Genomic DNA, 24,828 nt, shown 5'->3' with positions numbered 1-24,828 from the left:
GAGGTGCGCAATGTCCCGCGTATGCCAGGTTTCCGGCAAGCGAGTGCAGACGGGTAACAACGTCTCGCACGCCAACAACAAGACCCGTCGTCGTTTCCTGCCGAATCTGCACGAACGCCGCTTCTGGGTTGCCAGCGAAAACCGCTGGGTGAAGCTTCGTGTTTCCGCGCATGCACTGCGCACCATCGACAAGAACGGTATCGATTCCGTTCTGGCTGAGCTGCGTGCGCGCGGCGAAAAGGTCTGAGGAGTAGACGATCATGGCAGGCAAGCGCGATAAGGTCCGTATGATTTCGACCGCTGGTACCGGTCACTTCTACACGACCGACAAGAACAAGAAGAACACCCCGGGGAAGATGGAATTCTCCAAGTACGATCCGGTCGTGCGCAAGCACGTCCCGTACAAGGAAGGCAAGATCAAGTAATCCGCAAGGATTGCTGGTCGCTTCCGAAGAAACCCGCCCTCGTGGCGGGTTTTTTCATGCCCGACGGTGGGGCCGGTGGGTGCCTGTGGGTGTCGACCTTGGTCGACACGCTGGTTCAACGCAGTCGAGCGCGGCTCGACTCTACACACCCTGCTGGGCAGAATGGCCCATCACCTCCCGACGGGCGACGCGATGCTGTTCGAGTGGTTGCTGGGTTCCTACCTGCTGCTGATCGACTGGCTCATCCGGCTGGTCGCGCTGTGCTGGATTCCCACCCGCACCACGCCGGGTGCGGCGCGCAGCTGGCTGCTGCTGGTCGGCTTCGTGCCGCTGCTGGGCCTGCCGCTGTACCTGCTGTTCGGCCACCCATGGCTGTCACGCGAGCGCATCCGCCGCCAGGCCGAGGCCTCGCAGGTCATCCGCGAAGAACAGGCGCTGCAGCATCGTCTGCGCTGGACCCCGCAGCCGGACACCGCCTGCGCCGAGATCGTGCCGCTGGTGCAGCGCCAGGGCGACTTCATGCCGGTACACGGCAACGCGGTCGACCTGCTGACCGACTACGACGAATCGCTGCACACGCTGATCGCGGACATCGACCAGGCCGAAGACCGCGTGCACCTGCTGTACTACCTGATGTTCGACGACGCGGTGGGCGAGGCTATCGTCGAGGCACTGCAGCGTGCGGCTGCACGGGGCGTGCAGTGCCGTGTGCTCCTCGACGCGGTGGGTGCCAAGCGCGGCCTGCGCGCCTACCGCAAGCGTCTGGAAGCACGCGATATCGAAGTGCGTGCGATGCTGCCCGGTGGCCTGCGCTGGCGCCGCAGCGGCCGCATGGACCTGCGCAACCACCGCAAGATCGCGGTGATCGACAACGAAGTGGCCTATGTCGGTTCGCAGAACCTGGCCGGCCCGCAGTTCGTGCCCGGCCACCCGAACCGCGAGCTGGTGGCGCGCGTGCGCGGCCCGGCGGTGGCGCATCTGGAAGCGGTGTTCGCCAGCGACTGGTACATGGAAACCGGCCAGCGCCTGGATGTGATCACCGATGTTCCCGAATGCGGCGACGACATCGCCACCCAGCTGCTGCCCAGCGGCCCGGCCTACCCGTACAGCAACGCGCGCGATGCGGTTGCGGCGCTGATTCATCTGGCGCGGCGCCGGCTGGTGATGGTGACCCCGTACTTCGTGCCCGACGAGGCCACATTGAGCGCACTGCGTATCGCCGCATTGTCCGGCGTGCAGGTGCAGCTGATCCTCTCTGCCAGCAACAACCAGCGGCTGACCTCGTGGGCGCAGGAGGCCTACTACGACGAGCTGCTGCGCTGTGGCGTGCGCATTGCCCTGTACGAACCGCAGTTCCTGCACGCCAAGCACATGAGCGTGGACGAGGACATCGCCGTGCTCGGCTCGATCAACATGGATATCCGCTCGTTTGCGCTGAATGCCGAAATCGGCCTGATCTGCTACGACCATGCGCTGGTGAAGCAGTTGTGCGGGATCGAGGATGGCTACCTGCGTGAATCGCGGCAGCTGGATCTGCAGCAATGGCGCAAGCGTCCTGCCTGGCGGCGCAGCCGCGAGGGCATCGCACGCTTGGCCGATGCGTTGATGTAAGGCAATGCCGGCCGCCCATTTCGGCAATCCGGCCTGTCATCGCCGATGGCCTACAATCGGTGCATGACTGATTCACCGCGTAATGGCGAACTGGACCTGGCGATCATCGGTGGTGGTGCGGCGGGGGTGCTGGTGGCGATCCAGGTACTGCGCCAGGCCCACGCGCCGCTGGCGCTGGCCATCTTCGAACCCGCCTCGCAGCTGGCCCAGGGCATCGCCTATGCCACGCCGTGGCCGGAGCATCTGCTGAACGTGCCGGCGGCCAAGATGAGCGCGTTTGCCGACCAGCCCGGCGATTTCCTCGATTACCTGATGGCCGCCAACGCCTACCCGGGCGAGGCGCGCGAGGTGCTGGGCGAGCGCTACGTGTGCCGCCACTTCTTTGCCGCCTACCTGCAGCAGCGCCTGCAGGACACCGTGGCCGCCAGCCCGGCGCAGCTGCAGGTGATCGCGCAACCGGTGCTGGGCCTGCAACCGGATGACCACGGCTACCAGCTGGCACTCGGCGATGGCGGCACGCTGCACGCCGCGCAGGCGGTGCTCGCCACCGGCAACAGCATGCGGCCGCTGCCGGTGGCCGGTGCCGAGGCACTGCCCGCCGACGACGTGATCGAGGCCTGGGACTACGACGGTGTGCGTACCTTGGCCGGCGAACAGGCCGTGGCCATTGTCGGCTCCGGCTTGAGCATGGCCGACACCGTGCTGGCGCTGGTCGCCGCCGGTCACACCGGGCCGCTGCATGTGATCTCGCGTCATGGCCTGCTGCCGCTGCCACACGCGCACGGCGGCCTGCCCAGCTTCGATCCGGCGATGCTGCTGCCGATGAACCTGCGCCAGCGCCTGCGCGCGCTACGTGGGTTCGCGCGTCAGGCGCAGGCCGACGGCTTGCCATGGCAGAGCGTGATGGACCGTATCCGTCCGCACGGGCAGGCGCTGTGGTGCAGCCTCGATGAGGCCGACCAGCGTCGTTTCCTGCGCCATGTGGTGCGCTACTGGGACGTGCATCGCCACCGCATCGCCGAAGAGGTGGACGCGCAGCTGCAGGCCCTGCAGGACAGCGGCCAACTGCGTATCCACCGGTCCCGCCTGCAGCGCGTCTGGCGCGACGGCGATGCGCTGCAGTTGTCGGGCCGCGATGCCTCCGGCAATGAACAGCAGTGGACGATCAGCGGTGTGATCAACGCCACCGGCGTCGAAACCCGCGCCAGTGCGCTGCGCAATCCGTTGCTGCAGCAGCTGCAGGCCGATGGGCTGGCCCGCCCCGGCCCGCATGGGCTGGGCCTGGACAGCACGGTGCCGGGCGGCCGCCTGCGCGCCGCCGGTGGCCAGCCGCAGGCGCGGCTGGGCGTGCTCGGCAGCCTGCGCATCGGCAGCCTGTGGGAAAGCCTGGCGGTGCCTGAACTGCGTCAGCAGGCGCAGGCGCTCGCCACCGAAGTGATCGCAGGAGCCGCGACGGCGATGCCGTAAAATGGGGGCATGGATGTCTCCCACCTGCTTGATGGCCTGAACCCGGCCCAGCGCGAAGCCGTCTCCGCTCCCCCCGGCCACCACCTGGTGCTGGCCGGTGCCGGTTCCGGCAAGACCCGCGTACTCACCCACCGCATCGCCTGGCTGCATGAAGTCGATGGCGTGCCGACCCACGGCATTTTCGCGGTGACCTTCACCAACAAGGCGGCCGGCGAGATGCGCCACCGCATCGACGCCCAGCTGCCCCATGGCAGCCGCGGCATGTGGATCGGTACCTTCCACGGCCTGGCCAACCGCCTGCTGCGCCTGCACTGGCAGGACGCCAAGCTGCCCGAAGGCTTCCAGGTGATGGACTCGGACGACCAGCTGCGGCTGGTCAAGCGCGTGGTGCAGGCGCTGGAACTGGACGACGGCAAGTACCCGGCCAAGCAGATTGCGTGGTGGATCAACGCACAGAAGGACGAGGGCCGTCGCCCGCAGCACATCCAGCCCGAGCCGCACGATGCGTGGCTGGAAACCATGCGCCAGGCCTACATCGAATACCAGGCGCGCTGCGACCGCGCCGGCCTGGTCGACTTCGCCGAGCTGCTGCTGCGTGCGCACGAACTGCTGCGCGACAACCCCGCGCTGCTGTCGCATTACCGCGCCCGTTTCCGCGAGATCCTGGTGGACGAGTTCCAGGACACCAATGCCATCCAGTACGCTTTCGTGCGCGTGCTGGCCGGCGATTCCGGCCACGTGTTCGTGGTCGGCGACGATGACCAGGCCATCTACGGTTGGCGCGGTGCCAAGGTCGAGAACGTGCAGGGCTTCCTGCGCGATTTCCCCGGCGCGCAGACCATCCGCCTGGAGCAGAACTACCGCTCCACCGCCAACATCCTCGGCGCCGCCAACGCGGTGATCGCGCACAACCCCGACCGCATCGGCAAGCAGCTGTGGACCGACAGTGGTGACGGTGAGCCGATCGACCTGTACGCCGCTTACAACGAAATGGACGAGGCGCGCTACATCGTCGAGCGTGCGCGCCAGTGGGTGCGCGACGGTGGCAGCTACACTGAAGTGGCCGTGCTCTACCGCAGCAACGCGCAGTCGCGCGCGCTGGAAGAAGCGCTGCTTAGCGAACAGGTGCCGTACCGCGTGTACGGCGGCATGCGCTTCTTCGAGCGTGCCGAAATCAAGGACGCGCTGGCCTACCTGCGCCTGCTGTCCAACCGCAACGATGACGCCGCCTTCGAGCGCGCGGTCAATACGCCCACCCGTGGCATCGGCGACCGCACGCTGGACGAAGTGCGCCGCGAGGCGCGCGCTCAGGGTATTTCGCTGTGGGAAGCGACCATGCTGGTCACCCAGGGCAGCGCGCTGGCCGCACGTGCGCGCAATGCGCTGGCCGGCTTCCTGGTGCTGGTCAACGAGCTGCAGGCGCAGACCCTGCACATGACCCTGGCCGAGCGCGTCGACCACGTGCTGGCCCGCTCGCAGTTGCGCGAGCACTGGAGCAAGGAAAGCCGCAACGCGCTGGACTCGGAATCGCGCACCGACAACCTCGACGAACTGGTCTCGGTGGCCTCGCGCTTCGTGCGCCGCGCCGACGACATCGAGGAAGTGGGCGAGGACATGGACGAGCTGATCGCGTTCCTGGCCTATGCCGCGCTGGAGGCCGGCGAGGGCCAGGCGCAGGCGGGCGAGGACGGCGTGCAGCTGATGACCCTGCACTCGGCCAAGGGCCTGGAATTCCCGCTGGTGTTCCTGGCCGGCCTGGAGGAAGGCCTGTTCCCCAGCGCACGTTCGCTGGAGGAAAGCGGGCGGCTGGAAGAAGAGCGCCGCCTGGCCTACGTCGGCATCACCCGCGCGCGCCAGAAGCTGGTGCTGAGCTATGCCGAATCGCGCCGTATCCACGGCCAGGACAACTACAGCCTGCCGTCGCGCTTCCTGCGCGAGATTCCGCGCGAGCTGCTGCACGAAGTGCGCCCGAAGGTGCAGGTCTCGCGGCCGGCCTCGATGGGCGCCAGCCGGGTGATGGGCCATGCCTCGATCGAGGCACCGCCGGTCAAGCTCGGTGCGCTGGTCACCCACCCCAAGTTCGGCGAAGGCATGGTGACTGACTACGAGGGCAGCGGCGCGCACGCCCGCGTCCAGGTCGAGTTCGCCGACGCCGGCAGCAAGTGGCTGGTGATGGCGTATGCGAATCTGACGGTGATCTGATCACCATCGAGGGGCGGGAACTCCTGTAGAGCCCGGCCATGCTCGGCTGCTTTTGGCGAAGAAAACCAGCCGAGCATCGCTCGGTGCTACCAAGGTGAGTACGCATGACCCGCAACGTGCTCTTCCTCTGCAGCCAGAACCGCCTGCGCAGCCCGACGGCCGAGCAGGTATTTGCCGATTGGCCGGGCATCGAGACCGCCTCGGCCGGGCTGCTGGCCGACGCCGAGGAAGTGCTCAGCCCCGAGCTGCTGCAGTGGGCCGACCTGGTGTTCGTGATGGAACGCGCCCACCGCAACCGGCTGTCCAGCCGCTACAAGGCCTGGTTGAACGGCAAGCGGGTGATCTGCCTGGATATCCCGGATGACTACGACTACATGGACCCGGTGCTGGGGGAGTTGCTGAAACGCAAGGTGACGCCGTTCCTGCGCTGACGGGCTGTTGTAGAGCCGAGCCCATGCTCGGCTGCTCTTTCCCACCAGAAGCAGCTGAGCATGGCGATGCCGGTCGTCCTGACCGGCACCCTTCGGGCCGTCGCAAGCGACGTTGGCAGCGGCTCCTGCCGCTACCTTCGGCTCTACAATAAGCGGCACTTCTTCCAGGAACGCCCCATGACCGAACCCACGCTGCACGTCACTGTGAAGTTGAACGCCCGGCTGCAGCCGGAGCATCGCCACGAACTGTTCGAGGATCCGCTCGACGCGCTGCTGCAGGCGGCCCAGGTGGGCGAGCTGACTGGCGGCGGCACCGCGATGTCGGACCTGGGTGAGGTCGAGTACGGCGATATTGAAGTTGCCCTGGTGGACGCGGCCGGCGTGCCGAAGCTGATCGATCTGCTGGAACAGCTGGGCGCGCCGAAGGGTTCGCAGCTGCAGGGGGCTGGCGAGGCTGATCGCAGCTTCGGCGTGACCGAGGGCCTCGGCATCTACCTGGATGGCCTGAATCTGCCGGACGAAGTCTACGAACAGTGCGATTCCAACCACGTATTCGAACAACTGTCGGAGAACATCGACGGCCTGGGCGAGATCTGCAGCTGGTGGCAGGGCCCGACCGAAACCGCGCTGTACATGTATGGCGAATCGTTCGAGGCGATGCGTGATGCGATTGCCGAATTCGTGGCCAGCTATCCGCTGTGCCAGAACGCACGCGTGGTGCAGATCGCCTGAGGGCGGGCCTGATGTAGAGCCGAGCCCGTGCTCGGCTCCTTCATCCGCAGCCGAGCATGGGCTCGGCTCTACAGAAGCAGGTTACTTGCCCGCTGCCTGAAGGGCGTTGTCTCGCAGCGCCATGTCCTTGCCGATCTGGTAGCCACCGAAAAGCACCGCCAACGCGACGATCAGCACGACCATGATGGACTTCTGTGAGCTCCAGACCGGGGGCTTGTTGTCCTGCATGTGCGTTCTCCTTGGGGGCAGCGCGGTGCCGCTGGTCCAGCATGCGCCGCGGTCAGGGGGTGTGCAAGCGGACGGTGCGCACACGCCGCTGCGTGGCGCCGGATTGATCCTGCTCAAGGCGCAGCCTGCACATCCGGTGTGTAATGGTGTCGTTCCCATCTGGCAGATCGCCACGGAGCCCCACCATGTACAAGCGCATCCTGATTGCCACCGACGGGTCCGAGCTGGCCGACAAGGGCCTGGCCAAGGGCCTGGAGCTGGCCAAGGACCTCAATGCCGAGGTCGATATCGTGACTGTGTCCGAGCCGTGGGCCGTCGGCATGTACGACGCCATGGGCTGGAGCGTGGGCTACATGAACAGCCCGGAGTACAAGGCCGACCGCGAGGAAGGCGCGCAGAAGGTGCTGCAGCCGGCGCTGGCCAAGGCCGCCGAGCAGGGCATTACCGCCAATCCGGTGCATGTGCTGGACCGCTACGCGGCCGACGGCATCATCGAGACGGCGGGCGAGCGCAACAGTGATTTGATCGTGATGACCTCGCATGGCCGCCGTGGCGTGACCCGCGTGCTGCTGGGCAGCCAGACCGCTGAGGTGCTGGCACGCAGCACGTTGCCGGTGCTGGTCATCCGCTGATTCAAGCGTTCCCGGGGAGGGGACCCGACGCCGGCCGCAGGATGCGCGCCGGCGTTGTTTTTTGTGGGGGGGATGTGAATCCACGCATGGCGTGGATCCACTGGATCGCAGGGATCCGACCCCGGGCACCTCACCAGCTGTACAGCTTCCAGTACACCGGCGACACGCCATCCTTGTCGTTGTCGAAACGGCCGTCGCCGTTCTTGTCGTACATGTAGAACGGAGCACCGCGCGACGGAGTCACCTTGACCATGCGCAGCTGGCCGGACACGCGGTATTCCTCGATGACATCGCCGTTGTCCATGGTGCGCTTGGACACGTCCGCGCCCTTGACGTCCACCGGGGGAGCGCCTGCGCCACCCATGCTGGCGCAGCCAGCGAGCAGGAGCAGGGAAGCCAGCATCAGGGTCTTCATCGGCGGGGGCCTTTGCCTGGAAAGAGCCTTGATTATGCCCCATCGCCGGGCGCCTGCCGTGTCGCCGCGATGCAGGCACGGGCGCGTAGAATCGACCCATGAGCAGATTAGTCCTGATCGACGGGTCCAGTTACCTGTACCGCGCGTTCCACGCGCTGCCGCCCCTGTCCAATGCACAGGGCGAACCCACCGGTGCGCTGTTCGGCGTGGTCAACATGCTGCGTTCGACACTGAAGGAGCGCCCAGCCTACGTGGCGTTCGTGGTCGATGCGCCCGGCAAGACCTTCCGCGATGACCTGTACGACCAGTACAAGGCCAACCGCCCGCCGATGCCCGATGAGCTGCGCAGCCAGGTCGAGCCGATGTGCCGCATCGTCGAGGCGCTGGGCATCAGCATCCTGCGCATCCCCGGCGTGGAAGCCGACGATGTGATCGGCACGCTGGCCCTGCAGGGCGTAGCGCAGGACCTGAAGGTGACCATCTCCACCGGCGACAAGGACTTCGCCCAGCTGGTGCGCCCGGGCATCGAGCTGGTCAACACCATGACCGGCAGCCGCATGGATTCGGACGCGGCGGTGATGGAGAAGTTCGGCGTGCGCGCCGACCAGATCATCGACCTGCTGGCGCTGATGGGTGACACCGTCGACAACGTGCCGGGCGTAGAGAAGTGCGGGCCGAAGACCGCCGCCAAGTGGCTGGCCGAGTATCAGCACCTGGATGGGGTGATGGCGGCCGCGCCGACCATGAAGGGCAAGATCGGCGAGAACCTGCGCGCCGCGCTGGAGCGGCTGCCGCTGAACCGCGAGCTGGTGACCATCCGCACCGACGTGGAGCTGGACGCCAGCCCGACCACGCTGGCCCTGCGCGAGCAGGACGTGCCGGAGCTGACCGAGCTGTATGCGCGCTACGGCTTCACCCAGGCGCTGAAGGAGCTGGGTGCGCCGCTGCCGGCGCCAACTGCCGCCAGCGAGGCCACTCCAAGCCTGCGCGGCACCGCTGCCGGTTTCGCGCGTGGCAGTGCCGAGGCGCCCGCTGCCGGCACGCTGGATCCGGCGCTGGCCGCGCCAGGTGAATACGAGACCGTGCTGACCGCCGAGCAGCTGCAGGCCTGGGTCGAGCGCCTGCAGCAGGCTGACCTGATCAGTTTCGATACCGAAACCGATGCGCTGGACGCGATGCGTGCGCGCCTGGTGGGTATCAGCCTGGCGGTCGAGCCGGGCAAGGCCGCCTACATTCCGGTCGGCCACGATTACCCGGGGGCGCCGGCCCAGCTGCCGATGCAGCAGGTGCTGGATGCGCTGCGCCCGGTGCTGCAGGACCCGGCGAAGAAGAAGCTGGGCCAGCACGGCAAGTACGACCTGCACGTGCTGCGCCGTCACGGCGTGCAGGTGCAGGGCTACCACGACGACACCATGCTCGAGAGCTTCGTGCTCAACTCCACCGCCACCCGCCACGACATGGATTCGCTGGCCCTGCGCTATCTGGGCTACAACACCATCAAGTTCGAGGACGTGGCTGGCAAGGGCGCCAAGCAGATTCCGTTCTCGCAGGTGGGCATCGACGAAGCCAGCCGCTATGCGGCCGAGGACGCCGACATCACCCTGCGCCTGCACCGCGCGCTGCAACCGCAGCTGCTGGTCGAACCGGCACTGGGCAGCGTGTACCGCGACATCGAGATGCCGCTGGTGCCGGTGCTGACCAGCATCGAAGCCAACGGCGTGCGGGTCGACACCGACGAACTGCGCCGGCAGAGCCAGGACCTGTCCTCGCGCATGCTGGCGGCGCAGCAGAAGGCCACCGAACTGGCCGGGCGCAGCTTCAACCTGGATTCGCCCAAGCAGCTGCAGGCGGTGCTGTTCGACGAGCTGAAGCTGCCGGCGGTGGTGAAGACCCCGAAGGGCCAGCCCAGCACCAATGAAGAGGCACTGGAGGCGATTGCCGACCAGCACGAGCTGCCGCGCGTGATCCTGGAGTACCGCGGGCTGGCCAAGCTGCGCAGCACCTACACCGACAAGCTGCCGGAGATGGTCAACCCGGACACCGGCCGCGTGCACACCAGCTACCACCAGTCCGGTGCCGCCACCGGCCGCCTGTCCTCGTCGGACCCCAACCTGCAGAACATCCCGATCCGCACCGAAGATGGCCGCCGCATCCGCCGCGCGTTCATCGCCCCGGAGGGCTTCCAGCTGCTGGCCGCCGACTACTCGCAGATCGAGCTGCGGATCATGGCCCACCTGTCCGAGGACCCGGGCCTGGTGCGTGCCTTCGAGCAGGGCGCCGACGTGCACCGTGCCACCGCCGCCGAGGTGTTCGGGCGTGCGCTGGAAGAGGTGACCCCGAATGAGCGCCGCGCTGCCAAGGCGATCAACTTCGGCCTGATGTACGGCATGAGCGCCTTCGGCCTGGCCCGCAACCTGGGCATCGACCGCGGCCAGGCGCAGGACTACGTGGCGCTGTACTTCAGCCGCTACCCGGGCGTGCGCGACTTCATGGAGCGGATGCGCCAGCAGGCCCGCGACCAGGGCTATGTAGAGACCCTGTTCGGCCGCCGCCTGTACCTGAACGACATTCATGCACGTAACCAGGGGCTGCGCGCCGGTGCCGAGCGTGCTGCGATCAACGCGCCGATGCAGGGCACCGCCGCCGACATCATCAAGCGCGCGATGGTGGACGTGGACCAGTGGCTGCGTGACAGCGGTGCACCGGCGCGGATGATCCTGCAGGTACACGATGAACTGGTGTTCGAAACCGAAAGCAGTTTCGTCGAGGAGTTGCGTTTGCAGGTGGTCGAGCGCATGTCGCAAGCGGCCAAACTGCGGGTGCCGCTGGTGGTCGATACCGGCATCGGCAACAACTGGGACGAAGCGCACTGAGGGTGTTTCAGGCCGAAAACGACGTGAATTCGTTCATTCGTCAGAGGTTTCTGACTCGATCATGAATGTTGCCCTGATCGAGGTTCATTAAATTGGGCCCCTTCACGAACCGTTAGTGTTCGGAGTGCTTCTATAACTCTCGACAGGCGCAACGCCTGTTGTGGATCTCTCCCATCCCCTGGAGCAGATCTCGGAACGGGGACTCCTCCCCAAGTGCCCGTTCCCCGGCCCCGTTGACCTCCCCCTGGTCAGCGGGGCTTTTTATTTGTGCCGTTGCCAGACGCCATGGCCTGCGCCACGCTGGGCCACCGCTCCGCAGGGGAAGACAATGCCCGACCTGTTCGCACTGGCAATGCCGTGGTGGGAGTTCATCCTGCGCGCGGTGGTGGTCTACGTGGTGGTGCTGGGCATGGTCCGGCTCAGCGGCAAACGCCCGCTGGGGCAGATCACCCCGTTCGACGTGCTGCTGGTGGTGCTGCTGGGCAATGCGGTGCAGAACGCACTGCTGGGCACCGACACCTCGCTGGGCGGCGGCCTGCTGCTGGCGGCGACCCTGATCCTGCTCAACTATGGGGTAGGCTGGGTGAGTACCCGCAGCCGGCGGATCGAGCGCTTGGTTGAAGGAGAACCCGTGGTGATCGCGCGTGATGGGCGCCTGTTCGACGCCGTTCTGCGCCGCGAGCAGGTCACACGTGCCGATTTCGAGGCCGCCATGCGCCAGCAGGGCTGCCTGGGCGTGGAGGATGTCGAGCTGGCCCTGCTGGAGATCAACGGGCACATCACCATCATTCCGAGGAAGAGCACCTGACCTTGTAGAGCCGAGCCCATGCTCGGCTGCCTTGCGTCCGGAGCCGAGCATGGGCTCGGCTCTACAGGTGCATGAGCCTCAGGGCGCGGCTTCGGCCTTCAGTGCCGGCCAGTTGCGGGTGGCGTCCACATCACAGGCCACGTGCGTGCCTTTGCCATCCTTCGCGCAGATCGCAGCCATGGCTTGCGGGATCTTCGGGTCTGCGGTGTGCGAATACACCGCTGCCAATGCCAGGCACCCTTCGCGCACGCCCGCGGCGCACAGCGTCTCGAAGTAGGGCAGCGACGCGGCCCATTTTTCGGACTCGAACAGCGCTTCGCCGGCAACCTTGCAGCCCAGCAGCTTGCCATCGGTACAGCAGGCCTTGGCGCCGTCCTTGCGTGCCAGGGTCGGGCAATCCAGCGGCAGCGGGATCTCCACGAAGGCCACCGGCGGCGTGCAGGTGGTATTGCCTGTGGCGGGCTTGCGCTCGTAATAGGCGAAGCGGTTGCCGCCGTCGACGCTGGCCAGGTTTCCGTTCTTCAGCGGCTGCAGTACGAAGTCGCTGCCGACATCGCGACGGATGAAAATGCGGCCGTCCTGCAGGCGCGCGCGCAGGCGCTGGTCGCGACCCTCGGCCTCAACCAGGCCACCATCGAGGAAGCGCAGCTGCGAGAGCACGCCGTATTCGGCTTCAAAGCTGCCACAGGGCAGTGCGGTGGCCGGCACCGGGGCCAGTGCAGCGGCCGGTGCGGCGGCCAGGCTGGCAAGTGCCTTGGCGCGGCCGCAGGCCACGCCGTCCGCGCGCTGCGCGCACGACAGCTGCAGTGCTTCGTGGGCCTGCGAAAGGCGCCCACCGCTCCACAGCACCTCGGCAACGTCGGCGCAGAAGGTCTCGCCGTGCTGCTGCCGGCACAGTGCGGCCAGCTCATCGAGCTGCGCAGACGGCAACGCAGGTTCGACCGCATGCTGCAGCCCGAGCAGGGACTTGCCGATCATCTCCAGCCCGATCACCTCGGCGATCGCCCTGCAGCCCTCGGCGTTGAAGGATGCGGAATCCTCCATGCAGATCTCCGGCTTCGGCGGCTCGGCTCGTGCAGGCGCCGGGGCTGCGTCCTTGGCCTGCTGCTGGTAGGTCTCCAGCAACCGCATGCAGGCTGCGCCCACGCCCTCGGCACACCAGGCGTGCAGTTTCACGGGTGCGGCCTCCGGCAGCGCCTCCAGGCACTCGGAGGTGTTCATCACGCAACCGTCTTCGACGGGCTCCGGCATCGTCCTGCAGGCGGCGGCGTGCTCACGGGTGAACTCGCGATAGGGCGTGCTGATCGTGCGGTCGTTGTCCGAGAAGTACCAATTTTCCAGCTGGCCCGTGGACAGGTTGCCGGTACCCAGCACGTCCTCCTGGCGGGCGATGCGCAGCTCCTCGGTGGCCTGGTAGGGGCCGGACAGGAAGCCGTGGCCTTCGCTCTCAAGGGTCAGCGTGGTGTTGCCGCTGCTGTCCTTGTAGGTGCCGCAGGCCATCGACTGCGCGGCGGCCGGCAGGCTGGCCGAGGCCAATGCAAGCAACAGCAGGGAGCGCCAACCCGCGGCACGGGGGCGGAGGGAAACAGCAGCAGGCATGGGGGTCATCCTTGAAAGAAGTGGGGCAGGGCCTGTCCGGTGCGGGGCGCACCACAGGCGGGGAAGGCGCCACGCGTCAGGCGTGGCGCCGGAAGATCAGAGCCAGTCGCGCGGCACCAGGTAGTCGGCCAGGCGCGCTTCGGCGCTGCCCGCTTCCGGGGTGAAGCCGTATTCCCAGCGCACCCGCGGCGGCAGGCTCATCAGGATGCTTTCGCTGCGGCCACCGCTCTGCAGACCGAACAGCGTGCCGCGGTCATAGACCAGGTTGAATTCCACATAGCGGCCGCGACGGTACAGCTGGAACTCGCGCTCGCGCTCGCCATGGGCGGCGTCCTTGCGCTGCTGCACGATCGGCAGGTAGGCCTGAAGGAAGCCATCGCCGACCGCCCGCAGGTAATCGAAATCGCGCTCGAAGTCGCCGTGCAGGTCGTCGAAGAACAGGCCGCCGACACCGCGCGTTTCATTGCGGTGGCGCAGGAAGAAATACTCGTCGCACCAGCGCTTGTGCGCGGCATAGCGTTCCTCGCCGAACGGCGCACACAGGTCGCGTGCGACCCGGTGCCAGTGCTGCACGTCTTCGTCGAACGGATAGAACGGCGTCAGGTCGAAGCCGCCACCGAACCAGCTGGCCACCACTTCACCGTCGCGCTGCGCCTGGAAGAAGCGCACGTTGGCATGGGTGGTCGGCACGTAGGGGTTGAGCGGGTGGAACACCAGCGACACGCCGGTGGCGCGCCAGGAGGCGCCGGCCAGTTCCGGGCGGTTGGCCGAGGCCGACGGCGGCAGGCGGCTGCCGGCTACGTCGGAGAAGCCGATGCCGGCCTGCTCGAACACCGCACCGTCACGCAGCACGCGGGTACGCCCGCCACCGCCCTCGGCCCGCTGCCACAGGTCTTCCTGGAAGCGGGCCTGGCCGTCGGCGGCCTCGATCGCCGCACAGATGCGGTCCTGCAGATCGGTGAGGTAGGCGCGCACGCGCTCGAATTCGTTCATGGCGCGTACTTTACCGCAGGGCCCGGCCAGGCAAGCTCCCTTACTGCTTGTGGTTGGGGGTGCGTGGGGCCGGTCTGGTCCGATCCTCGTGCGCGGACTGTTCCTGGACCGCGCGGTCCAGAGCCTGGCCGAACTCCAGCAACCCCCAGTTACGCGTCGCCAGCACGTCGCAGGCTACATGGCGGCCACTGCCATCGGCCTCGCAGATGGCCTCAAGCATGGGGCGGACGTCTACCCTGCTGCTGTTCTCCATCACGCTGACCAGGTTCTCACAGCCCTCGCGGATACCGGCCTGGCAGACCTTCTGGTAATGCTGGCTGGCCTCCACCCACTTCCCGTTCAGCGCGGCGCGACTGCCCAGCACGTGGCAGCCCTGCATCCTGCCGGCGGCGCAGCAGGCTTCGGCTTCACCGTCGATGGGCGCGCGCGGGCAATCCTGCGGGAACGGAGTTTCGTCGAACACCAGTGGCGCGCTGCACTGTGCATTGTCCGGCTGCCGCTGGAACCGCTGGAAACGCGTCGAATCGTCCAGCCCCAGCAAGTCGCCGTTGGCCAACGGCTGCAGTACATAGTCAGCCCCACGCTCGTGGCGCATGCGGATCTGACCGTCCTGTACGCGCGCGCGTACTCGCGAGCCGAAGCCAACCTCCACCATGCCACCTTCGCCGAAAGTCAGTTCGTCCATCAGCCCGCCGGAGGCCGCATAGTGGCCGCAGGGCACGGCGGCGGTGGGGTGCTGCACCAGCGCTTCGCCCAGCTGCAGCAACGCGGACGCCTGACGGCACGATCGCTCGTCGCCGCCGTCGCAGGCCGCCTGCAAGGCCGTCCGACCTTCCCTCAGATTGCCGGCGTCCCACTGCAGCATGGCGACCTCCATGCAGAAGCCACTTTCGCGGACCTGCGTGCACAGCCCCTGCAGGCGCTGCAGCCGCGCGTCAGACAGTGCGGGCTTGACTGCAGGCGAGAACACTTCAACCATGCTGGCCGCCATCGAGGCCGTGCGAATGGCGGTGTCGACAGCCTCGACGAGCTCGGGCCGCTCTTCCAGAATGACCATGCAGGCCTCGGCGTCGGCAGCAGGGTCATCGTCGCGGCACTGGGGGGGGAAATCCATCTCGGCCATCGCCTTTTCCATGGTGGCCTGTATCACCGCGATCTGTGCTTCGGTCGGCGTATCGCTGCCGGGGGCCTGGTCGGCCTTGCGATAGCGATCGGGCAGGCGCTGGCAGAGTTGCGGAGCGCCTTCGGCGCAGCCCGATTCCAGTGCCGGAAGGCTCAGCTCATGGTGGTTGTAGAGGCACTGCCGGGCGTCGGCCAGGCAGCTGCCGGGCGTATGTTCGACCGGGGGCAGGCACGCGGCCGGCTGGATCAGGCGGTAGCGTTTGCCGTCCCTATGCAGGGCGCGACCATCGCGCTGGACCTCCAGTTCAGAGACGAGGCCGAAGGTGAGATCAACCAGATTGAGGCTGCCTTCGCTGCGCTGGACAACGAAGGGCCGATCGGAGATGTAGCTGCCCTTCTCGACCCCGCGGTCAGGCCCATCCACGCGCAGCTGGTTGCCGCCGCCTTCGGCCTCGAAAACGCCGCAGCGTGGCAGGCCGGATGCGGCGGCCTGTTGGGCGCAGAACAGCATGGACAGCAACACGATGCAGCGCGGAAGCAGGGTGCGCGGGGTGAATGCAGACATTTCGAGGCCAGGGCAGAAAGACGCGGGCCACGATAGCCAGCCTGACTCGATCTGCAATCAATCCCGCCGGAACGCAGGACCTGCCGTCGCGGCTTCAGCGCCGGGCAGGTCGTTCGCGACAAAACTGCGGGGCGCCCGGCGGGCGTCGGTAACGCTGGTACCCCGTAAACGCGTCCAGCCCCAGCAGATCACCATTGGCCAGCAGGCCCAGCACGTAATCGGCGCCATTGTCGTGGCGTATGTGAAGGGTGCCGTCCAGCAGCAGCGCGCGCACGTACTGCGTATCGACCCTGGCCTGCCCGGCATCGTCGAACGTGAGTGTGTCCAGGCTGCCACCGTCGGCCTGATAGCGGCCGCAGGGCACCTGCAGGGCCGGCACCAGGCGCAGATCCGCGCCGAGATCGCGCAGCGGTGCGATACGTTCGCAGGCGCTGACGCGGCCTGCATCGCAGACCACCTGCAGGGCCTGCACCGCCAATGCAGGTTCCAGTGCGATCAACTGCTGTTCGGCCACTTCGACGCAGAAGCGACCACTGCGGTGCTGCAGACACAGTTGCTGCAGACGGTCGCGTGCAGCGGCCGGAAGCGGTGAATCCAGTGTGTCTTCGTCTTCCTGTTGCAGGCGTTCACCCACCCGGTGCATCGCGGCGGCCAGCGCATCACCGGTCAGCGCCTCGCAGGCCTGCGGGTTATGCCCGGGCGTGTGTTCGCGGCAGGCGGACGGTCGTTCGAAGAGGGCGGCGCCGGTGTCACCAGCGGCTGCGGCGTTGCCATCGCGCAGTTGTCGCAACAGCGCCGAGCAGCCCGCGCCAACGCCTTCGCCGCACGCGCGCTGGGCCTGGCCGGGAGAGGCCGTGGGCAGCTGCGCAATGCAGTGGCTGCCGGCGGCGCGACAGCTGCCGTCCATCGCGCTGGGCTCGACGGTGCAGGCTCGGGACTGGCGCAGGGTGTAGGTCACCACCCCGTCGTCCTCGATGCGCTGGCCATCGGCACTGATCCGGATCGGCTCCGCCACGCCATCGTCGAGCATGACCAGGCGCGTCTGCGCCGCACTGCGATCAACCCACAGCGGCTCCGGTTCGCTGATGTCGTTGTGGCGGTAGCCGGCGCTGGGGGTAGTGAACACCAGCGCCATGCCGCCATCGGTGCTGCGGTATTCGCCACACTGCAACGCGTCGGCGCCGGCTGGCAGCGCGGCGAACAGCAGCAGTGCGGGGAGAAGAGCCTGCAAGCGCATGCGACGGTCCTTGTCGTGCGGGAAAGGGGAACTCAGTGGAAACGTGAGCGGATTTCCGGCCGCAGCAGGCGCCAGGCCAGCCAGCCCTGTGCAACGAGTAGGGCCACGGCGCCTCCGGACAAGGTCAGTGACACCAGGATTCGTTGGACCTGGGCTTCGCGCAGCGTATGTGGATCGACGATATGCGTCATGAGGTCAGCGAAGATGCTGTCCAGCCACCAGACGACCGCGAAATTCGCCACCGCGGACAACCACAGCAAGGCCACGTAGCTCCAGAGTCCCCAGCGACGCTGCCGGTAGAAGCCCCAGCTTGAAAGCACGGCAGGTATGCCGGGTACCGACAGCCATAATGTGGCGGCGACCGGGTCCTTCAGCATCCACTGCACGCTGTGGGGGAAACCCTGCTCAGTGGCCATCATGATCATTCTCTGCCAGAGCGGACTGTCAGCCAGCTGCCAAAGCAACACTGCTTGAAGTGCAATGAGTACGATGAATCCTGCGCAGACCAGCAGGGAAGCCAAGCCCAGCGGTCGGATGAAATCCTGGGCGGCGACTGCGCTGGGAGGACGGCCTTGGGGCGATTGAAGCGACATCCGATGTCCTGGGCAGCAGTGGGGTAATCAGCGGGCCGTCACCCGGGTGGCGACGGCCGGCAGGATATGGTGTTCGCTCAACGGTGCCAAGGGCAGGGCATGCGGCGACTGCAGCGGTACCCAGGCCAGTTCGGCGATCTCGGCGCGCGCCCGTGGCGTGCCGTCCACCTGTACCCACCAGGCCTGTGCCTGTACGCGGTGGCCGGGCTCATTCACCGCCCAGTCCTCGAACGTGCCCAGCGCGTTGGCGGTCCCGGCGCGCAGCTGCACACCGAGTTCCTCGTCCAGTTCGCGGGCCAGTGCCTGCAGCGGTGCTTCGCCGGGTTCGGGCTTGCCGCCCGGCTGGATGAAGCGGCTGGCGCCCTGCTTGCGCACCACCAGCGCCTGGCCGCGGTCATCCAGGATGACCGCGGCCACGATGTGGATCGTGGCCGCGGCGTTGCTCACTTCAGGTTCTGCTCGAACAGCTTGAGGATGCGCTTGTACTGGTCCAGCCAGGAATCGGCACGGGTGTAGCCGTGGCGTTCCAGCGGGTAAGGTGCGATCGACCAGTTGTCCTTGTGCAGTTCGATCAGGCGCTGGGTGAGGTTCACCGAGTCCTGGAAGAACACGTTGTCATCCATCATGCCGTGGGCGATCAGCAGGTTGTCCTGCAGGTTCTGCGCGTATTCGATCGGCGAGGACACGCGGTACGCCTCCGGATCGATGTCCGGGGTGTTGAGGATGTTGCTGGTGTAGCCGTGGTTGTACTGGTGCCAGTCGACCACAGGGCGCAGCGCGGCGCCGGCCTTGAAGGTGCCCGGCGAGCGGAACAGCGCCATGAAGGTCATGAAGCCGCCGTAGGAACCGCCGTAGATGCCGGCGTGGTCGCGGTCACCCTGCTGGGTATCGACCAGCCAGTCCAGGCCGTCCTTGTAGTCTTCCAGTTCCGGGTGGCCCATGTTGCGGTAGATCGCCGTGCGCCAGTCGCGGCCGTAGCCCTCGCTGCCGCGGTAATCCATGTCCAGCACGATGTAGCCCTTCTGCACCAGCAGGTTGTGGAACATCTGCTCGCGGAAGTAGGCCGGGTAGCGCTGGTGCACGTTCTGCAGGTAGCCGGCGCCGTGCACGAACATCACGATCGGGTACTTCTTCCCCGGTTCCTTGTTTTCCGGTTCGTAGTACTTGGCCCAGACCACGCCGGCACCGTGCTTGGACGGCACTGCCACCAGCTTCGGCTGGATCCACTGGCGCGCCTTGTAGTCGGCGGTGCGGGTGTCGGTCAGCACGCGGGCCTGGCCACCGGCACTGGGCAGCACGGCCAGCTGCGGCGGCAGGTAGGCGCCGGAGTAGCGCACCAGCAGCTGCTGGCCGTCCGGCGACAGCGAGAAGTCTTCCACGCCGTTGAGGCTGGTCAGCTCGCGCACCTGGCGGCTGCCGGTATCGACCGCGCAGACTTCGTAGTCATGCGGCGCCTGCTGGTTGCACAGGAAGTAGAAGCCCTTGCCATCAGCCGACGGCACCGGCGCCGAGGTTTCCCACTTGCCGCTGGTCAACGCCTGCGGCTTGGCGGTGCCGGCCTGGGTGTACAGGTGCGAGAAGCCGGATTCCTCGGACAGCAGCCACAGCGTGCGGCCATCGGCCATCCAGCCGAAATCGTTGAAGCCCCAGTTGATCCAGGCGTTGTCGGTCAGGCGGTGGCGGTTCTGCACGCGGCCGTCGGCGGCGTTGACGCTGATGATCCAGCGGTCCTTGTTGTCGTTGGCACGCAGCATCACCGCAGCCTGCTGGCCGTCGGCGCTCCAGCGGATGCCACCGCCCATGAAGTCGCTCATCACCTGCAGGCTGCGCTCGCCCTTCAGCGCGTCCTTGCCGGCCTTGCGGCGCAGCTCGGCCAGCGGATCGGTGCTGATGCCCGGCAGGCCAGCCAGCGAGACCTTCTCGGCCTTGCCGGTGCGCACGTTCACGTACCACAGCGTGTGCGGCTCGAAGCCGTTGCGGCCGACGCGGGTGCGGGTGTCCTCGGTTTCCTCGTATCCCGACTCGGTCACGTACAGCGGCATCTTGCCGCCACGGCCGTCATCGAAGTCCTTCGGCTTGGTCACCACGATCAGGTGGGTCAGGTCCGGCGACAGCACGCTGTCGGCGATCTCCACGTCGGCGCCCAGGTACACCGGGCCCGGCGCGCGGGTCGGGTCGGCCTGGCGCCAGCGCTGGTCCTGGTCCTTCAGTGCTTCGCGCTGGTCACGGTCGCGGCGCAGGGTTTCCAGCGTGCGCAGCTGCTGGTCGCGCAGCACGTCGGCCTTCGGTGCCGTACGCGGGTCCTTCTCGGCCTTCAGGCTGACCACCTGCTGCACGCCGCTGGCGGCGGTCCAGTGGAACCAGTTCTGGCCGACCCGCCAGATCACGCCGTTGTCGGCGGCGAAGTTCACGTTGCCCGCGCGCTCGTTGCTGCGGGTCAGCTGGGTCAGCGCGCCGCTGCGCAGGTCGCGCACGAACACGTCGCCATTGCGCACGAAGGCGCTGCGGCTGCGGCTGCGGTCGTAGACCGGCTCGGCCACGTCCAGGGTGCCGCGCTGGTCATCGGCCACCTGCGCGGCCACGCCACCGGCCAGCGGCTGGCGGAAGGTATCGCGCACCGGGCTGCCGTTGCGCTTGAGCTGGTACTCCACCTGCTGGCTGTTCCACGACCACCAGGCCTTCTCGACCGGCGGACCGATCCAGTCCGGGTCGGCCATGGCCTGTTCGATGGTGATCGGCGTCGGCGCGGCATGCGCAGCCGGTGCGGCCAGCACGGCCGACAGCAGGAGGGACAGGGGCAGCACTCGGGACATGGGCGGACGGCACCAGAAGAGGAAACCGGGCAAGCGTAGCAGCCGCAAGGGCCCGGGGCAGGGGCCACAGGTCATGGCAGCGGGATTGGCAAAATGCTGCAACCGGTTGCCGGGGTCGCGCATCCAATCTCCTGAACCCGCATCATCCACCGAACAGGAGCCCGACCATGCAGGAACTGATCCCGATCACCCTCTTCATCTGCATCGCCTACGCGATCCATGCCATCGCCGATGCGCGCGCGCGCAGCAAGCTGGTGGCTCCGCACCTGCCGGAGGAAGTGATCCGCTCATTGGCCGTGCTGGAAGAAGAACGCCGCCGCCAGGGCGCGCTGCGCTGGGGCATCAGCCTGGTCAGCCTGGCCGTGGCCATGGCCCTGCTGGAGGCGATCGGTGCACGCGAACTGACCTTCGGCGCCGCCGCCGCGATGGTCGGCAGTGCCGGCCTCGGCCAGCTGCTGGCCTGGCACTTCACCCGTCCTGCCGCACGCAAGGGCTGAGCCAGGACATGCCACGGGCACAGGAGGCGCCCCGCGCATGAGCCTGCTCGGCGAAGCGCTGTCGGCACTGCGGGGCCGTCGCCGCCACGATGCAGCGGCGACGGCGGCACCCGCTGCACCGCTGGATGCGGACCAAGCCTTGGTGCGGGCCATCATCGACAGCTCGCAGGCGGCGTTTTCGCAGCTGGTGGAGACCCATCAACGCACCTGCGCGCATGTGATCGGGCGCATGGTGGGCGACCGCGATCAGGTCGCCGACCTGCTGCAGGAAACCTTCCTGGCCGTGTTCCGCCAGCTGCACCGGTTCCGCTTTGATTCCTCTTTGCGTACCTGGGTTTCACGGGTGGCTTACACCACGGCGTTGCAGCACCTGCGCCGGCGACGGCTGGAGGCGCAATGGATGGTGGCGGTGGAAGTACCCGAGGAACTGGGTATTGGCGATGAAGGGCCGGGGCCGGCTGAACTGAGCGAGGCGCTGTAGGCTGGTCGCCATCTTGGCGCGGCGCTGGAACGGCTGAGTGCACCGCAGCGGCTGATCGTCGGCCTGCATTACCTGGAGGATTTCGATCTGGCCGAGATCGAGCAGGTGACCGGGCTGGCACGCGGTACCATCAAGAGCCACCTGTACCGCGCGCGCCAGGTCCTGAAGCAGGAACTGACGCGGCATGCCACCGCTGGAGAACTGCTGTGAACCCACCGACCGACCCTCGCGATGCGGAAAAGCGCGCGCTGGCGCAGGCGTTGCGTGAGCAGGCGCAGCAGGAACAGACACCGGATGTGAGCGAGGCGCTGCAGAAGCGCATCGCCGCTGAGTCGCGCGACAGTGGCGTGGGCTATGTGGTGGTGCAGGTGGCGTCGTTTGGCGCGCTGCTGGCTGCAGCGGGCTGGTACTTCTGGAATTAATCGATTGTCAGTCGTATCCAGCATGAATTTTCCTCCGCCATTTCCAATGTCACTGATTCGGAGAATCCCCCGCACTCGGCGGATTGCGTCATCTCCAGACGCTACGTGAAGGTCCCCGCACTGAGGATAGTTGCAAAGGAATCTGCTGCTATTGATGTCGATGACTCTGCTGGAACAGTCTAAATCGTCAGCAATCGCTGACGCTGGCCAGGAGCCGCGCAAGCTCACGGCCATATTCAGCAGTATCAACTTCAAGGAGCTGAACAATGTCGAAGATCTGCAAGTCCGTGCTTCTTCCTCCGGCACTCATTGCAATGCTTGGTCTATCCGGAATCGCATCTGCGTCGCAGGAAAGTGCGTCCAATGATCTCACGCAGATCCAGAACGCCTCTTTGCTGGACATCACTCTCGTCAGTGGGGCGGAGTTGCGAGAAGGAACCGGCGATAGCGAGATCGCAGGTGTTCAATGTACCAACTACTCAAGCGGTGGTACCCACTGCGGCCACTACTCGTCAGGTGAAGAGCTCCAGTTTGCGCACGTAGTTCCTGACGCCCAGAAGTTCAACGTCTAAGAACGCGGACGGCCGCCCATGGGGGTGGTCGTCCGTCACCAAGGAGAGGTTGATGAGAACTTCCATAGAGGATCTCAGGAGAGCAATTGAAGATCCATGCAAAACGGTTGACGTTTGCTCGGTGCTGCTGGATGCATGGTTTGAAATAACTCCGCGTCGTTTGGGTGAGGCTCTTTCAAAATTCAGAGATGAGCGGCTTGAGAATCAAGAGCGTGTTGAGAGCTTTGAAAGAACATTCAAGCAGCTGGATCCCGCGGCGAGAAGAAGATTGCTTGGCTCCCCGTGGGTTTCCGGATTCATGGATGATCCAGATGGAATCTCCCATGAAGATACAGATGGAAGGCCTGTCACGACCATCGAAGCGCTTCATCTCGCCGCAATGGCGGAGTGTCTAGTTGCTCCCATCCATGAAGAAATGGGCAAATTTCACCAAGGGATAGGAGTCGAAAGCCCTCTTGGGGAGTGGGTGATCAGGCGGCATGAATCCGGATTTGAGAAGGTCGAGCGCGCAAAGGTGGGCGGTGTGATCGCTCTGGACGTGGATAGTGGGCTGGCACGTCGAAACGAGCCAGAGAGCGGAACGTTCTGCAATCCATTCCTGAGCATCTCATCGGAAGAGCTTGCCGTAATCCAGGAGAAGCTGGAAGCGGCCATAAGGCTTGTGGACGAAGCCACTCCACATCTGGGTCTCCTGATTCGAACATTCACAAGGCGTGTGCTCGTGAGGAAGTCGATCGAGTCGGGTGATCAGGCTTCACCTCTGAATCTTGGATCCGAGTATCGACCGATTCATGCAGGTTGTATCCGAATCCTCAATGTCCACAGGCCGGAAATGACCGTGGATATCTGCGCAGAGGCAATTCTGCATGAGTCTGTCCACTCGTACCTCTCCGCCTATGAAGAGGTGCATGGGAAGTTCATGTCAGGTGCAATCAGAGTTCGCCCGGTTTCACCATGGTCAGGTAACTTCATTCCGAACCATTCACTGGCTCACGCGGTTTTTGTTTACTACGCCATCCACCAGCTTCTCGGGAGGTTGGTTGGTATCGGTGCTGGGATTGGAGAGGAAGCCGGGAGGAGAATGAAGCGACGACTGATGCACGTAGCAGGCGGATTCTTCATCGAACGGAAGGTATCGACGCTATTCGTACTGGAGTCACCCGCCTCGTTGCAGCTGATGGCGGTCGTGGATGAAATTCAGGAGGAGATCAGGGCCGGGTACAGCCAAAGAGTGCCAGGGGAAATGCTGGAGAGCGCGGCATGAAGATTCCAACCATTGTTATCCACTCCGATCCGGAAGACGTCGTCGCAGCCGTGCTCGGGGATGTTCGGGGTGTGAGTGTGATCCATCTGGACGAGCTGACTCGAAATTGGCGCGTTCAGGAGGCTGAGATCATTGAACCCGTACTGGAGAAATCGGTTCCGAGCGTGTGTTCTGCCTACATCATCAACAGAGTATTCGATCTCTCCTGCACCGAGATTGGCAAGCGTCTTCGTACATTCCGTCTGCATGAGAACTGGGCATACACGGCTTTGGGTTCGGTTCTGTCGCGAGCGCACGCACTGGCACACGGAATTGGTCCTCGCGGGGTGAGTAGATCGCTCCTCCCCTTGAATGTGCAGTGGAAGCTTCTTTCCGAGCGTATCCCAGACATCAAAACGCCACGGTTCGCTTTTGGGTTCGGTCATCGAATGCCTGATATGTCGCATCTGGAAAACTTCGTACAGAAGTCAGTCTGGTCCTACTTCCGGTGGAATGGTGACTCTGATGTCGCAGAAGGGGAGCAGCAGTGGCATCCATTTTTCGTCGAACAGCCGCAAGGCATCCCAATCATATGCAGTTATCACGGAGAAGCGTTCGCACTGAGTTTCCCAAGGGGGCGACCCAAAGCGGATCTTGGGGATTTTCCAGCCCTTGTTCATGCATGCCGGGAGCTGTTCGACAGCAGGATGGGCGAGATCCTGGTGTACCAAGAGGACGAAAGCCTGACCTTCTGCGCCTGCAGTCCATACATGGCTGGAATAGGTGAGCTGAAAGAAGGAGAGCAACTTCTTTTACGGGGAGTTCCGTCGAGTTGAAGTTGAGGGCTCTGCAAAAGCCAAGGAGGGT

General features: G+C 65.8%; 24 protein-coding genes and 1 pseudogene. 16 read left to right on the top strand and 9 right to left on the bottom strand.

Features of this window, described 5'->3' with window-relative positions:
• The first annotated feature begins 10 nt into the window (after window positions 1–10).
• The 7 genes from rpmB (at window position 11) to ACW5IY_RS21515 (ending at window position 6,868) form a co-directional block, all read left to right on the top strand.
• On the top strand, window positions 11–247 hold the full coding sequence (gene rpmB / locus ACW5IY_RS21545) for a 50S ribosomal protein L28 (RefSeq protein ID WP_005411638.1): 237 nt from the start codon (window positions 11–13) through the stop codon (window positions 245–247).
• Between the two features lie 10 nt (window positions 248–257).
• Window positions 258–425 carry a 50S ribosomal protein L33 gene (gene rpmG / locus ACW5IY_RS21540; protein ID WP_170272460.1) on the top strand — a complete coding sequence of 56 codons (168 nt, stop codon included), beginning with the start codon at window positions 258–260 and terminating at the stop codon, window positions 423–425.
• A gap of 192 nt (window positions 426–617) precedes the next feature.
• Window positions 618–2,036, top strand: coding sequence for a cardiolipin synthase (gene cls, locus ACW5IY_RS21535; protein WP_049436012.1), 1,419 nt, complete (start codon window positions 618–620; stop codon window positions 2,034–2,036).
• Window positions 2,037–2,081: 45 nt separating this feature from the next.
• The gene (locus tag ACW5IY_RS21530) at window positions 2,082–3,503 is read left to right on the top strand and encodes an FAD/NAD(P)-binding protein (RefSeq protein WP_049436011.1); all 1,422 of its coding nucleotides are present in this window, start codon (window positions 2,082–2,084) and stop codon (window positions 3,501–3,503) included.
• Between the two features lie 9 nt (window positions 3,504–3,512).
• Entirely contained in the window at window positions 3,513–5,705 is a 2,193-nt protein-coding gene (gene uvrD / locus ACW5IY_RS21525; protein WP_049436010.1) for a DNA helicase II, read from the top strand.
• A gap of 104 nt (window positions 5,706–5,809) precedes the next feature.
• Entirely contained in the window at window positions 5,810–6,136 is a 327-nt protein-coding gene (locus ACW5IY_RS21520; RefSeq protein WP_049436009.1) for a low molecular weight protein tyrosine phosphatase family protein, read from the top strand.
• A gap of 177 nt (window positions 6,137–6,313) precedes the next feature.
• Window positions 6,314–6,868 carry a hypothetical protein gene (locus ACW5IY_RS21515; protein ID WP_043399601.1) on the top strand — a complete coding sequence of 185 codons (555 nt, stop codon included), beginning with the start codon at window positions 6,314–6,316 and terminating at the stop codon, window positions 6,866–6,868.
• Window positions 6,869–6,949: 81 nt separating this feature from the next.
• Here the strand turns inward: ACW5IY_RS21515 and ACW5IY_RS21510 are convergent, their stop codons facing one another.
• Window positions 6,950–7,096, bottom strand: coding sequence for a hypothetical protein (locus ACW5IY_RS21510; protein WP_162838409.1), 147 nt, complete (start codon window positions 7,094–7,096; stop codon window positions 6,950–6,952).
• Between the two features lie 185 nt (window positions 7,097–7,281).
• Here ACW5IY_RS21510 and ACW5IY_RS21505 point away from each other — a divergent pair, with 185 nt between their 5' ends.
• Entirely contained in the window at window positions 7,282–7,728 is a 447-nt protein-coding gene (locus ACW5IY_RS21505) for a universal stress protein (RefSeq protein ID WP_005411629.1), read from the top strand.
• Window positions 7,729–7,858: 130 nt separating this feature from the next.
• On the opposite strand, the gene ACW5IY_RS21500 is transcribed toward ACW5IY_RS21505, so the two are convergent.
• The gene (locus tag ACW5IY_RS21500; protein ID WP_005411628.1) at window positions 7,859–8,143 is read right to left on the bottom strand and encodes a DUF2782 domain-containing protein; all 285 of its coding nucleotides are present in this window, start codon (window positions 8,141–8,143) and stop codon (window positions 7,859–7,861) included.
• Window positions 8,144–8,241: 98 nt separating this feature from the next.
• On the opposite strand from ACW5IY_RS21500, the gene polA reads away from it, so the two are divergent.
• Window positions 8,242–11,016 carry a DNA polymerase I gene (gene polA / locus ACW5IY_RS21495; protein WP_049436008.1) on the top strand — a complete coding sequence of 925 codons (2,775 nt, stop codon included), beginning with the start codon at window positions 8,242–8,244 and terminating at the stop codon, window positions 11,014–11,016.
• Between the two features lie 328 nt (window positions 11,017–11,344).
• Window positions 11,345–11,824, top strand: coding sequence for a DUF421 domain-containing protein (locus tag ACW5IY_RS21490; protein WP_032129193.1), 480 nt, complete (start codon window positions 11,345–11,347; stop codon window positions 11,822–11,824).
• Window positions 11,825–11,902: 78 nt separating this feature from the next.
• Here ACW5IY_RS21490 and ACW5IY_RS21485 read toward each other — a convergent pair whose 3' ends face one another.
• The 7 genes from ACW5IY_RS21485 to ACW5IY_RS21455 form a co-directional block, all read right to left on the bottom strand.
• A complete protein-coding gene (locus ACW5IY_RS21485; RefSeq protein ID WP_049436006.1) occupies window positions 11,903–13,423 on the bottom strand; it encodes a hypothetical protein in 1,521 nt (506 codons plus the stop codon).
• A gap of 96 nt (window positions 13,424–13,519) precedes the next feature.
• The gene (gene hemF, locus ACW5IY_RS21480; RefSeq protein WP_049436005.1) at window positions 13,520–14,416 is read right to left on the bottom strand and encodes an oxygen-dependent coproporphyrinogen oxidase; all 897 of its coding nucleotides are present in this window, start codon (window positions 14,414–14,416) and stop codon (window positions 13,520–13,522) included.
• Window positions 14,417–14,456: 40 nt separating this feature from the next.
• A complete protein-coding gene (locus ACW5IY_RS21475; RefSeq protein WP_152906227.1) occupies window positions 14,457–16,160 on the bottom strand; it encodes a hypothetical protein in 1,704 nt (567 codons plus the stop codon).
• Window positions 16,161–16,197: 37 nt separating this feature from the next.
• Window positions 16,198–17,340, bottom strand: coding sequence for a hypothetical protein (locus ACW5IY_RS21470; protein WP_049436004.1), 1,143 nt, complete (start codon window positions 17,338–17,340; stop codon window positions 16,198–16,200).
• A 32-nt stretch (window positions 17,341–17,372) separates the two neighbouring features.
• Window positions 17,373–17,933 carry a hypothetical protein gene (locus tag ACW5IY_RS21465; RefSeq protein WP_049436003.1) on the bottom strand — a complete coding sequence of 187 codons (561 nt, stop codon included), beginning with the start codon at window positions 17,931–17,933 and terminating at the stop codon, window positions 17,373–17,375.
• 27 nt (window positions 17,934–17,960) lie between these two features.
• Window positions 17,961–18,380, bottom strand: coding sequence for an NUDIX hydrolase (locus ACW5IY_RS21460; protein ID WP_049436002.1), 420 nt, complete (start codon window positions 18,378–18,380; stop codon window positions 17,961–17,963).
• A complete protein-coding gene (locus ACW5IY_RS21455) occupies window positions 18,377–20,746 on the bottom strand; it encodes a S9 family peptidase (RefSeq protein ID WP_049436001.1) in 2,370 nt (789 codons plus the stop codon). The genes ACW5IY_RS21460 and ACW5IY_RS21455 overlap by 4 nt, the downstream gene beginning before the upstream one ends.
• A 167-nt stretch (window positions 20,747–20,913) precedes the next feature.
• On the opposite strand from ACW5IY_RS21455, the gene ACW5IY_RS21450 reads away from it, so the two are divergent.
• The 6 genes and pseudogenes from ACW5IY_RS21450 (at window position 20,914) to ACW5IY_RS21425 (ending at window position 24,797) form a co-directional block, all read left to right on the top strand.
• Entirely contained in the window at window positions 20,914–21,243 is a 330-nt protein-coding gene (locus tag ACW5IY_RS21450; protein ID WP_049436000.1) for a hypothetical protein, read from the top strand.
• A gap of 37 nt (window positions 21,244–21,280) precedes the next feature.
• A pseudogene (locus tag ACW5IY_RS21445) lies at window positions 21,281–21,934 on the top strand (RNA polymerase sigma factor).
• A complete protein-coding gene (locus tag ACW5IY_RS21440; protein WP_049435999.1) occupies window positions 21,931–22,146 on the top strand; it encodes a hypothetical protein in 216 nt (71 codons plus the stop codon). Before ACW5IY_RS21445 ends, ACW5IY_RS21440 begins: the two are co-directional and overlap by 4 nt.
• A 266-nt stretch (window positions 22,147–22,412) precedes the next feature.
• Window positions 22,413–22,718 (top strand): hypothetical protein, encoded by a 306-nt coding sequence (locus ACW5IY_RS21435; protein WP_152906226.1) that lies wholly within the window; start codon window positions 22,413–22,415, stop codon window positions 22,716–22,718.
• 52 nt (window positions 22,719–22,770) lie between these two features.
• Window positions 22,771–23,982, top strand: a complete 1,212-nt coding sequence (locus ACW5IY_RS21430) for a hypothetical protein (protein WP_152906225.1) — start codon at window positions 22,771–22,773, stop codon at window positions 23,980–23,982.
• Complete coding sequence (locus ACW5IY_RS21425) at window positions 23,979–24,797, top strand: hypothetical protein (protein ID WP_049435997.1); 819 nt, start codon at window positions 23,979–23,981, stop codon at window positions 24,795–24,797. Before ACW5IY_RS21430 ends, ACW5IY_RS21425 begins: the two co-directional genes overlap by 4 nt.
• Window positions 24,798–24,828: the final 31 nt, after the last annotated feature.

This window comes from Stenotrophomonas sp. C-A, assembly GCF_054030835.1.
The sequence above is the reverse complement of the archived record's forward strand: the minus strand, read 5'-3'. Positions and strand labels throughout refer to the sequence as shown.